The 14,168-nt window shown below is 45.5% G+C and carries 15 protein-coding genes; 14 read left to right on the top strand and 1 reads right to left on the bottom strand.

What is annotated here, in order from left to right; all coding sequences use genetic code 11:
- Positions 1 to 411: 411 nt before the first annotated feature.
- The 11 genes from rpmH (at position 412) to E2491_RS10600 (ending at position 10,594) form a co-directional block, all read left to right on the top strand.
- Positions 412 to 546, top strand: coding sequence for a 50S ribosomal protein L34 (gene rpmH / locus E2491_RS10550; RefSeq protein ID WP_084215458.1), 135 nt, complete (start codon positions 412 to 414; stop codon positions 544 to 546).
- A gap of 72 nt (positions 547 to 618) precedes the next feature.
- A complete protein-coding gene (gene rnpA / locus E2491_RS10555; protein WP_134375615.1) occupies positions 619 to 975 on the top strand; it encodes a ribonuclease P protein component in 357 nt (118 codons plus the stop codon).
- A gap of 100 nt (positions 976 to 1,075) precedes the next feature.
- Complete coding sequence (gene spoIIIJ, locus E2491_RS10560) at positions 1,076 to 1,828, top strand: YidC family membrane integrase SpoIIIJ (RefSeq protein ID WP_371414472.1); 753 nt, start codon at positions 1,076 to 1,078, stop codon at positions 1,826 to 1,828.
- A gap of 17 nt (positions 1,829 to 1,845) precedes the next feature.
- Complete coding sequence (gene jag, locus E2491_RS10565) at positions 1,846 to 2,463, top strand: RNA-binding cell elongation regulator Jag/EloR (RefSeq protein ID WP_134375617.1); 618 nt, start codon at positions 1,846 to 1,848, stop codon at positions 2,461 to 2,463.
- 333 nt (positions 2,464 to 2,796) lie between these two features.
- Positions 2,797 to 4,182: a tRNA uridine-5-carboxymethylaminomethyl(34) synthesis GTPase MnmE gene (mnmE, locus tag E2491_RS10570; protein ID WP_134375618.1), complete on the top strand. Its 1,386-nt coding sequence runs from the start codon at positions 2,797 to 2,799 to the stop codon at positions 4,180 to 4,182.
- 239 nt (positions 4,183 to 4,421) lie between these two features.
- Positions 4,422 to 6,317 carry a tRNA uridine-5-carboxymethylaminomethyl(34) synthesis enzyme MnmG gene (gene mnmG / locus E2491_RS10575; RefSeq protein ID WP_134375619.1) on the top strand — a complete coding sequence of 632 codons (1,896 nt, stop codon included), beginning with the start codon at positions 4,422 to 4,424 and terminating at the stop codon, positions 6,315 to 6,317.
- Positions 6,318 to 6,333: 16 nt separating this feature from the next.
- Complete coding sequence (gene rsmG / locus E2491_RS10580) at positions 6,334 to 7,047, top strand: 16S rRNA (guanine(527)-N(7))-methyltransferase RsmG (protein ID WP_134375620.1); 714 nt, start codon at positions 6,334 to 6,336, stop codon at positions 7,045 to 7,047.
- Positions 7,048 to 7,100: 53 nt separating this feature from the next.
- Positions 7,101 to 7,955, top strand: coding sequence for a nucleoid occlusion protein (gene noc / locus E2491_RS10585; protein ID WP_134375621.1), 855 nt, complete (start codon positions 7,101 to 7,103; stop codon positions 7,953 to 7,955).
- 264 nt (positions 7,956 to 8,219) lie between these two features.
- Positions 8,220 to 8,981 (top strand): ParA family protein, encoded by a 762-nt coding sequence (locus tag E2491_RS10590; RefSeq protein ID WP_134375622.1) that lies wholly within the window; start codon positions 8,220 to 8,222, stop codon positions 8,979 to 8,981.
- Positions 8,974 to 9,822 (top strand): ParB/RepB/Spo0J family partition protein, encoded by an 849-nt coding sequence (locus tag E2491_RS10595; RefSeq protein WP_134375623.1) that lies wholly within the window; start codon positions 8,974 to 8,976, stop codon positions 9,820 to 9,822. The genes E2491_RS10590 and E2491_RS10595 overlap by 8 nt, the downstream gene beginning before the upstream one ends.
- Positions 9,823 to 9,880: 58 nt before the next feature.
- Positions 9,881 to 10,594: a DUF554 domain-containing protein gene (locus tag E2491_RS10600; protein WP_134375624.1), complete on the top strand. Its 714-nt coding sequence runs from the start codon at positions 9,881 to 9,883 to the stop codon at positions 10,592 to 10,594.
- Here E2491_RS10600 and yyaC read toward each other — a convergent pair.
- Complete coding sequence (gene yyaC, locus E2491_RS10605; RefSeq protein WP_134375625.1) at positions 10,554 to 11,165, bottom strand: spore protease YyaC; 612 nt, start codon at positions 11,163 to 11,165, stop codon at positions 10,554 to 10,556. The two genes, E2491_RS10600 and yyaC, sit on opposite strands and share 41 nt — an antisense overlap.
- A gap of 183 nt (positions 11,166 to 11,348) precedes the next feature.
- Between yyaC and E2491_RS10610 the strand changes: the two genes are divergently transcribed.
- The 3 genes from E2491_RS10610 to ychF all read left to right on the top strand — a co-directional run bounded on the left by E2491_RS10610 (position 11,349) and on the right by ychF (position 14,029).
- On the top strand, positions 11,349 to 12,278 hold the full coding sequence (locus E2491_RS10610; protein ID WP_208528068.1) for a mechanosensitive ion channel family protein: 930 nt from the start codon (positions 11,349 to 11,351) through the stop codon (positions 12,276 to 12,278).
- Positions 12,279 to 12,290: 12 nt separating this feature from the next.
- Complete coding sequence (locus E2491_RS10615; protein ID WP_134375626.1) at positions 12,291 to 12,488, top strand: DUF951 domain-containing protein; 198 nt, start codon at positions 12,291 to 12,293, stop codon at positions 12,486 to 12,488.
- 440 nt (positions 12,489 to 12,928) lie between these two features.
- Positions 12,929 to 14,029 carry a redox-regulated ATPase YchF gene (gene ychF / locus E2491_RS10620; RefSeq protein ID WP_134375627.1) on the top strand — a complete coding sequence of 367 codons (1,101 nt, stop codon included), beginning with the start codon at positions 12,929 to 12,931 and terminating at the stop codon, positions 14,027 to 14,029.
- Positions 14,030 to 14,168 lie beyond the last annotated feature (139 nt).

Consider the following 14,168-nt stretch of genomic DNA (forward strand, 5'->3'; position numbering starts at 1 on the left):
GCGCGGATCAGATGTTCACAACCTCGGCGGGGGTGGCGCATTGAAATAGCGTGTGAGGAATCGATGTTGAAGAGAAATGGTTATTTATATAGAAAGTGTGTGAAAGAAAAAACTGGCGTATTCGGTTGAACCTTTGGTTCAACCGCTTTTCAGCGGAGCTGAAAAGCAGGTAAAAAAGACAAGAAGACGAGAGGCGAGTTTACTCGCCCTTCGCCTTCTTGTCTTTTTTACCTGAATACGCCAGTTTTTTCGATTTTTAAATTGGCTATTGAATGCTTGGTGGGTTTTTGCTATGATATAGTGGTTGCATGAAATGAGCATAGATAGTTGATGATTGTCATCGATAGAATGAACCAGGTATTTCTGGAAGTATGATCATATAATTAAATGATCTTTTAGGAGGTGTCTTACATGAAACGTACATTCCAGCCAAATAAGCGTAAGAGAAGTAAAGTACACGGTTTCCGCGCGCGTATGAGCACGAAAAATGGACGCAAAGTTCTTGCTCGCCGCCGTCAGCGTGGACGTAAAGTATTGTCTGCTTAAGACCACTGATTCCACTCAGTGGTCTTTTTTCACTTATAAAATGAAATGACTGACGAAATTGAAGGTGTTCTGATGAAAAAAGAGCAGCGTATTAAGAAAAATCCGGAGTTTCAGCAGGTTTTCAGGAAAGGAACATCCATGGCGAACCGTCAGTTTGTTCTTTACCGGCTCCAAAAAAATGAACAGGCTGTTTTTCGTCTTGGATTGTCTGTCAGTAAAAAGGTTGGGAATGCGGTTGTTCGTAATCAGATCAAGCGTTATATCAGACAGGCATTTTATGAGTTGTCTGAGGAGCTGGATCCGCACCATGATTACATCGTGATTGCCCGTAAGCCTGCTGCTGACCTGAATTTTCACGAAACGAAAAGCAGTTTGATGCATGTGATGAAAAAATCACGTGTATTACGTGTCGAAAAAACGAAGAAATAGGGCCATAGTGTTCTATTAAAATGAAAACGTGTTACAATTACGTTTGGCAGATTATAATTTATAGGATAAAACAGGGAGGAACAGATTAGTGAAGAAGAAAATGATTCCCTTCTTTATGATTGCGGTTGTGGCGGTTTTCTTAGCCGGCTGTACTGAAATTGACCAGCCAATCACATCCGATAGTGAAGGGATTTGGAATAGCTATTTCGTATATCCGCTTTCTTGGCTTATTACAACGTTTGCTGAATTTTTTAATGAGAACTACGGGCTAGGGATTGTCCTTGTGACACTTGTGATCCGTTTCGTTTTACTTCCCTTAATGATTAAGCAGACAAAAAACACAAAACGTATGCAGGAAATTCAGCCTGAAATGTTGAAGTTACGTGAAAAGTATTCATCAAAAGATGCTCAAACGCAACAGAAGCTTCAGCAGGAAACAATGGCGATGTTCCAGAAGCACGGCGTTAACCCGCTTGCAGGGTGTTTCCCGCTTCTTATACAAATGCCGATTCTGATTGCTTTCTATCATGCAATCGTCCGTACTACTGAAATTGCGAACCACAGCTTTTTATGGTTTGACCTTGGCGAGCCGGATCCGTTCTTTATTCTTCCGCTCGTTACAGGTTTAACAACGTATTTACAGCAGAAAATCATGATGGCAGGAAATCCGGCCGGGCTCAATCCGCAAATGCAGATTATGCTATACCTGATGCCGGTTATGATCGCAGTGTTTGCGATTGTCTTCCCATCAGCGCTATCTCTATACTGGGTAGTCGGTAACATCTTCATGATTGTTCAGACACTCCTGATTAATGGAGTTGGCAGCAAGAAGACAGAGAGTTCCGTTCAATAAGACAGGGGGACCGGATTGTGGATGAAATCACACTGACAGGTGCCACCGTGGAAGAGGCTGTAGCTGAAGCACTTGTAAAACTGGCCATTTCCAGGGAACAGGCAGACATTCATGTGCTTGACGAAGGGAAAAAAGGGTTTTTAGGGATTGGCTCCCGCCCGGCAAAAGTGCAGGTCATCCGTAAAAAAGATGCGGTTGAGGAAGTGGACCGTTATTTGAAGGATGTGACTGCACATATGGGTGTGGACGTAACAACATCTATTCAGCGTGAAGGAAAAACCGTTACATTTAGACTTGAAAGTGAAAAAGTTGCACTGCTGATCGGCAAAAGAGGACAAACGCTTAATGCGTTGCAGTCTCTTGCCCAGCTGGTAGCCAACCGCTACTCAGCGCAATTTATCACAATCGTTTTAGATGCAGAGGATTACCGTGAGCGCAGAAGGGTGACACTCAGTCAGCTTGCTGAAAGAATGGCTCATCAGGCAGTCCGGACGAAAAAGCCGGTTAAGCTTGAACCGATGCCATCCTTTGAGCGGAAAATTATTCACAGTGCGTTATCAGGCAGACGTGATATCGAAACACATTCAGAAGGAAATGAACCCCGCCGTTATCTCGTAATTACGGCAAAAAAATAACATGATGCAGCCAGCCGGATCTCATTCGGCCGGCTGTTTTTTTGGGCGGAAGATGTCAATTTAAATAAATAAAAAGTTTTATAATGTAAAATAATATTATATATAATTTTAATAAAAATCCTTAATATGGATTAAAATTAATATTTTTGATCATGGTGTAAACATACAGCATCTTTTAGACAGTGTTTTGATCAATACCATACTTTACTCGAAATGCCAACTGATTTTCTTTTTAAATAGGGTGAAGTGTGCTATTCTAATGATTTAGGGAGTTCATGATAAAAAATATCCTTTATTTATAGATACGTTATGGAATGATGAGGTGAACACAGGATGGAATTTGATACGATTGCAGCGATTTCCACGCCGATGGGTGAAGGCGCAATCGCAATTGTACGGTTAAGCGGTGATGAAGCATTTCAAATTGCTGACCGCGTGTTCAAAGGGATCGGCGGGAAGCAGCTGCAGTCTGTTCCTTCTCATACGATCCATTACGGACACATTGTAGATCCAGCTAAAGATGAGACCATTGAGGAAGTCATGGTATCCGTAATGAAGGGGCCAAAAACCTTTACGCGGGAAGATGTGGTGGAGATCAATTGTCACGGCGGGATTGTCAGTGTGAATCACGTGCTGCAGCTGCTTTTAAGACAAGGAGCCAGAATGGCAGAGCCGGGTGAATTTACAAAGCGGGCTTTCTTAAATGGCCGGATTGATTTATCTCAGGCTGAAGCTGTTATGGACCTGATTCGTGCCAAAACAGATCGCGCGATGAACGTAGCGATGAATCAGATGCAGGGGCGCTTGTCCAAGCTCGTTCAGTCACTGCGACAGGAGATCCTCGAGATCCTGGCACAGGTTGAAGTGAATATTGATTATCCGGAATATGACGACGTGGAAGAAATGACGTTGAAGATGATGATGGAGAAATCACAGTATGTAAGATCAGAAATCGAGAAGCTGCTCAGAACGTCAGAGCAGGGGAAGATTTTACGTGAAGGGCTGTCAACGGTCATTATCGGGCGTCCGAACGTAGGGAAATCCTCTCTGTTAAACAGTCTTGTTCAGGAGAATAAAGCGATTGTAACGGATATTCCGGGGACAACCCGTGACGTCATTGAGGAATACGTCAATGTACGCGGCGTTCCGCTTCGCCTAGTAGATACAGCAGGGATTCGGGAAACAGAGGATATTGTTGAACGAATAGGTGTTGAACGTTCACGTAAAGTGCTGAAGGAAGCGGATTTAATTCTTCTCGTTTTAAATCACGGTGAAGAGCTTTCAGACGAAGACCGACGATTATTTGAAGCGGTGAGCGGGATGGATGTCATCGTCATCGTCAATAAAACAGACCTCGATCGTGCCATTGATTTAGATGAAGTACAGCAGCTGGCGGACCGCCACAAGCTCGTGACAACTTCTTTATTAAAGGAAGAAGGTGTTGATGAACTTGAAGAAGCCATCGCCTCTCTATTCTTTGACGGATCCGTTGAACTTGGTGACGGAACCTACGTCTCTAACAGCCGTCACATCGCACTTTTACACCAGGCGCTTCAATCAATCGAAGAAGCCATTCAAAGCGCTGAAATGGGCACACCTGTTGATATGGTCCAGATCGACCTTCGCCGCACGTGGGAAATTCTCGGCGAAATGATCGGAGACACCGTCCAGGAAAGCCTCATCGACCAGCTATTCTCGCAATTCTGCCTAGGGAAATAAAGCACCGGCCCAAAAAGCCGCTGCTTCACGATAAATATTAAGAGCTGAATGAACTGGACCTGAACACTAGAGGGTGATCGTAGCGGAGGGTGCGAGACTCCTGTGGGAGAAGCGGGACAGGTGAGACCGCCAGGCGAAGCCTGGTGGGCTCACCGCCCGCCCGCGGAAAGCGAGTGCCCTCCGCGGAGATCGCCCGGTGCCAGTTCATCAGCCCAAACTAAAGGAGGCCATTCATCGTCATGGTGAAAAAATTTGAGGCAGGTAACTACGACGTCATCGTCATCGGTGCAGGTCACGCCGGCGTCGAAGCCGGACTGGCAGCTGCCCGCATGGGTGCTAAAACCCTGATGCTGACGATTAACTTAGATATGGTGGCATTTATGCCATGTAACCCTTCTGTCGGAGGTCCGGCCAAAGGGATTGTTGTGCGTGAAATTGACGCACTTGGCGGTCAGATGGGCAAAACCATCGACCAGACGCACATTCAGATGCGTATGCTGAATACAGGAAAAGGCCCGGCTGTCCGTGCACTGCGCGCGCAGGCGGACAAAGTGCTGTATCAGCAAATGATGAAAGAAACGATTGAAAATGAACCGAATATGACTCTTCTACAAGGGATGGTCGAAGAGCTGATCATTGAAGACGAAGAATGTCACGGCGTTGTGACCAATACGGGTGCTACATTCCGTGCGAAAACAACGATCATTACAGCCGGTACCTTCCTTCGTGGAGAGGTAATCATTGGAGATCTGAAATACTCCAGCGGTCCGAATAATCAGCAGCCGTCAATCGGTCTTGCCGATCACCTTCGCGGACTCGGTTTTGATATCGTCCGTTTCAAGACGGGAACGCCGCCACGCGTAAACAGTCACACGATTGATTACAGTAAAACGGAAATTCAGCCGGGTGATGAAACGCCGCGTGCGTTCAGCTATGAAACGACTAACTATATTACTGATCAGCTGCCGTGCTGGCTGACGTATACAAATGAGACAACGCATACCATTATTGATGAAAATTTACACCGCTCAGCGATGTATTCGGGTATGATTAAAGGAACCGGTCCACGTTACTGTCCTTCTATTGAAGATAAAGTGGTCCGCTTTAATGATAAACCACGCCATCAGATCTTTTTAGAGCCTGAAGGAAGAAATACAAAAGAAGTGTATGTGCAGGGACTGTCAACGAGTCTGCCGGAGGATGTACAGCAGCAGATTCTTGCAACGATTCCGGGACTTGAAAATGCCCAGATGATGAGATCAGGTTATGCGATTGAATATGATGCGGTCGTGCCAACTCAGCTATGGCCAACACTTGAAACAAAGAAAATCCGAAACCTTTACACAGCCGGCCAGATTAACGGTACGTCCGGTTATGAAGAGGCAGCCGGTCAGGGCATTATGGCTGGTATTAATGCAGCGCGCCGTGCTTTTGGTCAGGACGAAGTGATCCTCAGCCGCTCTGATGCCTATATCGGAGTGCTGATTGATGACCTTGTGACGAAGGGAACGAATGAACCGTATCGTCTGCTGACATCCCGTGCAGAATACCGTCTGCTGCTTCGTCATGACAATGCCGATCTGCGTCTGACGGATATCGGTTATGAAATTGGTCTGATTAAAGAGGATCGCTATAAAAAGTTTAATGAGAAAAAAGCACTCATTGATCTTGAAATCAATCGCCTGAAAACCGTGATGATTAAGCCGAATGAGCACGTTCAGGCGCTTCTTGAAGCGGCTGGCAGCAGTGCGTTGAAAGACGGAATTCGCGGAACGGACCTTTTAAGAAGACCGGAAATCACGTACAATCTAATTAAACAAATCATCCCGTCTGAAACCGCTCTTCCGGAGGATGTCGAAGAGCAGGTTGAAATTCAGATTAAATACGAAGGATATATTGAAAAATCACTTCAGCAGGTAGACAAGCTGAAAAAGATGGAAAATAAAAAAATTCCGGATGGCATTGATTATCAGGCCATCACAGGACTCGCAAGCGAAGCGCGCCAAAAGCTACAGGAGGTACGCCCGCTGTCGATTGCCCAGGCATCCCGTATTTCCGGGGTGAATCCGGCTGACATTTCAATTCTTCTCGTTTATATCGAACAGGGACGGATTGCAAAAGTAGCAGGCGAGTAATCAAAAGGAGAAACCGATGACAGAACAGCAGTTTTATGAACAGCTTAAAGCCAAAGGCATTGACCTTTCTGATCAACAGCTCGGGCAATTCAGAACGTATTACGAAGTGCTCGTGGAGTGGAACGAGAAGATGAACCTGACAGCCATTACGGATCGTGAAGAAGTGTATTTAAAGCACTTCTACGATTCAATAAGTGCTGCGTTTTATCTGGATTTCTCAAAGCCGATGACGATCTGTGATGTAGGTGCGGGAGCGGGTTTTCCAAGTATTCCGATTAAAATCTGCTTCCCTCACCTTGATGTTTCAATCGTGGATTCCCTGAAAAAACGAATCACGTTTCTTGAGCATTTAGCCGATGAATTAAAGCTTGATCACGTGCACTTTTACCATGATCGTGCTGAGACGTTTGGACAAAATCCGTCTCACCGCGAACAGTATGACCTGGTCACAGCGCGTGCAGTTGCAAGACTGTCGGTCCTTTCAGAGCTATGCTTACCGCTTGTGAAAACGGGTGGACAGTTTGCAGCGATGAAGGGTGCGAGCGCACCTGAAGAGCGTGAAGAAAGTAAAAAAGCGATTCAGCTTCTTGGCGGAAAAGAAACGGCCGTTCATTCTTTTACGCTGCCTGTAGAAGACAGTGAACGGTCAATCATTGTGGTCAAAAAAGCAAAATCTACACCGAAAAAGTATCCAAGAAAACCGGGGACTCCTAACAAATCCCCGCTGTAAGCCGATGATACAGATGTAGAGACTGCGAGTTTCATATAAGGTGGTGTGTCTTGATGAAGACTCCGTTTTCGCGGATCTTTGGCCTTGGTGATAAGGACGAGCCTGTTTCGCCTGAAACCACGGAACATAAAGAAGAAGTCAAACAGATTGATATTCATCAAATTAAACCGAACCGTTTTCAGCCGAGAACGATTTTTGATGATGAGAAAATAGAGGAACTGGCCCGTACGATTCATACGCACGGGATTATTCAGCCGATCGTCGTGCGGGAAAGCGGCGATGGTTCATTTGAGATTATTGCCGGGGAACGCAGATGGCGCGCGATGAAATCACTGGAATGGGAAACTGTGCCGGCCATCGTGAAAAACCTGAGTGATACGGAAACAGCCTCTGTTGCGCTCATTGAAAACCTTCAGCGCGAAGAATTATCACCTGTTGAAGAGGCCATGGCTTATCAGAAGCTGTTAGACCTCCACGAATTAACGCAGGAAGCCCTCGCTCAAAGGCTCGGTAAAGGTCAGTCAACCGTTGCGAATAAACTTCGCCTGTTAAAGCTGCCTGAATTTGTCCAGGAGAGCATTATTCAAAAACAGATCACAGAACGTCACGCGCGTGCGCTCATTCCTTTAAAAGACAGTGAGCTGCAGGTCAAAGTGGCGGAAGAAGTGATTGAACAGCAGCTGAATGTAAAACAGACTGAACTGCGCGTTCAAAAGCTCCTGGAAACAAAAGAAATAAAACCGAAGCCGAAGCGTAAAGCATTTAATAAAGACGTCCGGATTGCGGTCAATACGATTCGTCAGTCACTGAATATGATTTCTGATTCCGGAATGAAGCTGGATTCGCAGGAAGAGGAATTTGATGATTACTATCAGATCACGATTAAACTTCCAAAAAAGAAAAAGTAAGAAGCACTTCTGTGTTTCTTGCTTTTTTTTATCATCAGTGCCGATTTTCAAAACTATTTTTTAAAATGTCTGTTAAAATAAAATTATTCTTTATTTACGTAAAGCGAATTCGGCTTTTTAACGCCACTGACTATTGGACTTTTATACATAAATATCCGGCATGGGGAATCGTCCATGCACTTGCAGGCCGTTTGAAGGATGCAATCATTCTATGAAAGTTTGTACCGCAATACCGTGACGGTGCAGTAAGGACAGGTGACCAACATGGGAAGAATTATCGCCATCACGAATCAAAAAGGAGGAGTCGGAAAAACGACCACCTCCGTTAATTTAAGTGCATGCCTTGCTTATTTAGGAAAAAAAGTGCTGCTCGTTGATACAGACCCCCAGGGGAATGCCACAAGCGGTGTTGGCATTGATAAAGGGGAAGTGGATCAGTGCATTTATGACATTTTAATTGATGACGCGGATATTAAGCCGATTATCCGTCAGACAACCGTTGAAAATCTCGATGCTATCCCGGCTACGATTTCTCTCGCCGGAGCAGAAATCGAACTTGTATCAATGATTTCCCGGGAAATACGGCTGAAGTCCGCTTTACAGGAAGTGCAGGATCAGTACGATTTTATCGTCATCGATTGCCCGCCTTCACTCGGTATGCTGACGATCAATGCGTTAACTGCTTCAGATGCCCTTATTATCCCTGTGCAGTGTGAATATTACGCGCTTGAAGGGTTAAGTCAGCTGCTCAGTACAGTACGTCTTGTACAAAAGCATTTAAATAACCGTCTGCTAATTGACGGAGTGTTGCTGACGATGCTCGATGCCCGGACAAACCTTGGGATTCAGGTGATCGAAGAAGTGAAGAAGTATTTTCAGGATAAGGTATACCGGACCGTCATTCCTAGAAATGTCCGACTCAGTGAAGCACCGAGTCACGGGCTGCCGGTTATTTTATATGATGCGAAATCAAGAGGTGCGGAAGTGTATCTGGAACTCGCAAAGGAAGTGATTAAAAATGGCTAAAGGTCTTGGAAAAGGTGTAAATAAACTTTTTAAGGATATGTCGTCGATTGAGGATGAGCAGATTCAGCAGCTGTCGGTGAAGGATATCCGGCCGAATCCGTATCAGCCGAGGAAGATCTTTGAGGATGGTCCGTTACGCGAACTGACGGATTCAGTCAAAATCCACGGAATCATGCAGCCGATTATTGTGAGAAAAAGCATTAAAGGATTTGAAATTGTAGCGGGTGAACGCAGATTTCGTGCTGCCAAAGCCGCCGACCTGACGCATATTCCAGCGGTCGTTCGCGAGCTGAATGACAGGCAGATGATGGAGCTTTCTGTGCTTGAAAATCTTCAGCGTGAGGATCTGACGCCGATTGAAGAGGCGAAAGCGTATGAAACGCTCATGAAAAAGCTGAAAATCACGCAGGATGAGCTGGCACAGAAGGTTGGCAAAAGCCGTCCTCACATTGCCAATCATCTGAGACTGTTACAGCTGTCAGACAAGCTGCAGGAGATGCTTTCCGGTCAAAAGATTTCGATGGGCCATGCCCGTGCCCTTGCAGGGATTAAAGATCAGGCAGCTGCGCTTCAATTAGCGGAGCGGGTCGTCAAAGAAGGATTAAATGTGCGTCAGCTTGAGGCGCTGATTCAACAGCTGAATCAAAAACCGTCAAAAGAATTAAAGAAGAAACAGGCAGATCCTTATATTAAAAAGCAGGAAAGCTACCTGCGTGAACGTTTTGGGACAAGTGTTGCGATTAAAAAAGGAAAAAGCAAAGGGAAAATTGAAATCGAGTTCCTGTCAGAGGATGATTTGAACCGGATTTTAGCGCTTCTTGACGGAGGTCAGGAGGAGTAACAGCGGACCTGGCTCACTGCCCGGTCTGTTCTTTTTGCCAGAAAGGAAGACTGTATCCATGGTGTTATTGGGAACATTGGTCAATGGCCTGTTAATCATTGTAGGCACGCTGATTGGGAAGATGCTTCACCGGATTCCTGAGCGGATGAAAGCAACTGTTATGTCAGCGATTGGTCTTGCAGTGGTGGTCCTTGGTCTTCAGATGGGGCTTCAGAGTAACAACTACCTGATCGTGATTTTAAGTCTGGTCATCGGAGCGGTGCTCGGTGAATGGATGGGGCTTGATGATAAGCTGAATGCGATGGGACGATGGATTGAGCGTCAGGTTGGAACGAATGGAGATACGAGTATATCCCAGGGGTTTGTCACGGCCACGCTGATTTTTGTGATCGGTGCGATGGCTGTTATTGGGGCGCTGGATTCAGGGATCCGGGGCGATCATCAGGTGTTATATACGAAATCTATAATTGATGGCTTTACCTCAATTATCTTAGCTTCCACGCTGGGCATTGGCGTACTGTTTTCAGCAATTCCGGTTATTTTATATCAGGGATCCATCGCGCTTTTTGCCACGCAGATTGATAAGTTTGTTCCGGCTCCGTTAATGGATCAATTTATCGCTGAAATGACAGCAACAGGCGGCCTGATGATTTTTGCGATCGGATTAAACCTGATCGGGATCACAAAAATCAGAGTGGCCAACCTGCTGCCGGGTATTTTAGTCGTTGGGGCTATTGTGACTGCTGTATATTTTTATGGGAACCTGTCATAACATCCTTACGGTAAAGAATATTGGAGTAATGAATCGCGTCTGCGATCATCGTTGCCATTTCATTGACCAGATATAAGCGGGTGTTCTGAAGCATCGCATGTTCCATAAAACCGCCTGCATTAACAATACCGATAATATGAATTTCACCGGTTGCCGGAAGTTCCTTGTGTACGCCGGCCCCCGGACGAACCGGGCCGTCACCGACTTCAAGGTATCCGATATTTTTAAAATGTCCGAGACATGCATCGATCCCCACGATAAATGCATCATGATGAAGGAAACGGATTCGCTCAATCACTTCTTCGAGATTTAAGGCATGTACCGGTTCTTTTAATGTGCCATATTGGAAAAAGTGAGGCAGCTTCCGTTTCTCTAATAATGAACCGGTTAACGGTCCGAGCGAGTCCCCTGTAGACCGGTCCGTTCCGATACAGACAAAGACAATCGGACGCCCATCGGATGGATAGCGGGCTGCGAGTTCTCTCGCCAGACGATGAGGTGTCATTGAATCTTCCACGTGGCTTCGGCAGCTTGTCGGTGTAACCTGGCAGGATGGAATTGGTTGTGTCATGGTTGGACAACCCCTCTCTTAAATCCAGTATTGGTTATTCGATTCTATGTTATTCAACCTCTTTTGTTCATTATATAATACTTTTTGTTCTTTTTAAAGAACAAATTTCATTTTATTCGTTTTATTTTTCTTTGGAGCAGGATGCTGATAAACTATAGTCATTATTTCAGAGGAAGTGGAAGCATGGAAAACCAGCCGAATGAACAAGTCGAAGAGAGCCTGAGTGCGCTTGAACAAATGTGGGAATCGATGGTCGCGTACTTGACTAATGAGTCAACGTGGATCTCTTTCAGCATTGTCTCACTCAAAATCATATTTATTATACTGGTTGCAGGTATTGTAGTACGGATCGTCAAAAAAGTCATACAAAAAGTGTTCACAGTACGCTCAAGAGCCCCGATGCAGCTTTCAGAAAGACGGGAAGCGACCCTGTTGAAGCTTCTGCAGAACGTGGTGGCATATGTGGTTTACTTTGTCGCAATTTTGGCGATTTTATCTGCCTTATCCATTGATGTCAGGGGACTAATTGCCGGGGCCGGAATTCTTGGTCTGGCAATCGGTTTCGGCGCTCAGAACCTGGTGCGTGATATTATCACCGGCTTCTTCATTATTTTTGAAGATCAGTTTTCAGTCGGTGACTACGTCCGGATCGGACAGGCGGAGGGTCACGTTGAAGAGATCGGTCTGCGTACAACAAAAGTAAAAAGCTGGACGGGAGAGCTTCATATCTTCCCGAACGGAAATATTACGGAAGTCACAAACTTCTCTATTCATAACAGTGTTGCTGTTGTCGATATCAGCATTGCCTATGAAGAAGATATTGAGCGGGCACAGGATGAAATCCGCAAGTTCTGCGATTCGCTAGAAGGAAAATATGAAGAAATCATTATGAAGCCCGAACTGCTTGGCGTTCAGACATTAGGTGCCTCGGAAGTCGTGATGCGTGTAATCGCAGAAACCCAGCCGATGAGACACTGGTATATCGCCCGTGAGCTTCGCCGTGAAATTAAACAGCACCTGGATGGACTCGGAATCGAAATCCCGTTCCCTCGCATGGTCATGTATTCACGCGAAGAAGCCGGCAAACAATTGAACAAAAATTCAACAGAATAGGAGGAACTTTTCGTGGAAGAAAAAGAATTTGGACTAAACGATATTGTGGAGATGAAAAAACAGCATCCATGCGGCACGAATCGCTGGAAAATCATCCGTATGGGCATGGATATCCGCATCAAATGTGAAGGCTGCTCCCACAGCGTCATGATCCCGCGGAAAGAATTCTCCCGTAAAATGAAGAAAGTACTTGTGAAACATGAAGAATAAGAAAAGAAGCTCTCTTTCGTGATGGAAGGGAGTTTTTTCTGTCCGCGAATATGATATGAGTTCCTTGGAGCGAAGCGAGCGCAAGGGTTCTAATGTCGATAGGATCATCTTTTCTGTCAAAAGGAGAGCAGTTTCTGTCAAAAGGAGAGCAGTTTCTGTTGATAGGTTGTCTGGCAGAGATTGAATGGTTGATAGCACGCCAATTCTTGTTGATAGGCCTTTGATTGATGTCGATCGAACCTCCGGATATGTTAAAAGCATCAAAGAATCTGTCGATCGACCCCCCGAATGCTGTACCATAATCTCCAAGACGAGATCCTGATACTGATTAAACCTATAAAAACAGGCACTCTTGTATTTAGCGCGCGGAATCTTTATAATTGTGTGAGGTTTGAAGTTGATACGTCACATGAAAATGTTTGAGATATGGAGTGAATAAAATGGCATTAACAGCAGGAATTGTAGGTCTTCCGAACGTCGGAAAATCTACGTTATTTAATGCAATAACAAAAGCGGGTGCAGAATCCGCCAACTACCCTTTCTGTACAATTGATCCAAACGTAGGAATCGTAGAAGTACCAGACCCGCGTTTAAATAAGCTGACAGAGCTTGTACAGCCGAAAAAAACAGTTCCAACAGCGTTTGAATTCACCGATATTGCAGGGATCGTAAAAGGTGCGAGCAAGGGTGAAGGACTCGGAAACAAGTTCCTTTCACACATCCGTGAAGTGGACGCGATCGTTCAGGTTGTCCGCTGCTTCTCTGATGACAACATTACGCACGTTTCCGGTAAAGTGGATCCGATTGATGATATCGAGGTCATCAATCTTGAACTGATTTTAGCGGATCTTGAAGCCGTTGATAAGCGCATCGGCCGCGTCGGCAAGATGGCGAAACAGAAGGATAAAGAGGCGGTAGCTGAAATGGCGGTTCTTGAAAAGATCAAGGAAGCGCTTGAAAACAATCAGGCAGCCCGAACGGTTGAACTGACAGAAGAACAGGTGAAGATTGCGAAAGGGATGCACCTTCTGACAAGCAAGCCAATGCTTTACGCAGCGAATGTAGCAGAAGATGAAATCGCAGATCCTTCAAACAACGAATACGTAAAGCGTGTGCAGGAGTTTGCTGCTGAAGATAACGCAGAAGTGATCATCGTTTGTGCAAAGATCGAAGAAGAGATCGCAGAGCTTGATGATGAGGAAAAAGCAATGTTCCTGCAGGAGCTTGGCATTGAAGAATCAGGTCTTGATCAGTTGATCCGCGCAACGTATAACCTTCTTGGCCTTGCGACATACTTCACAGCAGGCGTTCAGGAAGTGCGTGCATGGACATTCCGCCACGGGATGAAGGCGCCTCAGTGTGCCGGTGTCATTCACACGGACTTCGAACGTGGATTCATCCGTGCAGAAACGGTTTCTTATGATGACCTGATCAACTCAGGCGGCATGACACCAGCAAAAGAAGCCGGAAAAGTCCGTCTTGAAGGAAAAGAATACATCGTAAAAGACGGAGATGTCATTCACTTCCGTTTTAACGTGTAATACATTTAGAAGAGGTGTCTGGAGCGAATGGCACGGCCGCGGCAAGCGCCCGCCTTTCGCGGAGCTCACCGACTAAATAAAGAGACTGGAATAAGCTCAATCATGAGCGATTCCGGTCTCTTTTTAGTATAGTAAGACA

It is taken from the genome of Jeotgalibacillus sp. R-1-5s-1 (assembly GCF_004405105.1).
Lineage (GTDB): Bacteria > Bacillota > Bacilli > Bacillales > Jeotgalibacillaceae > Jeotgalibacillus.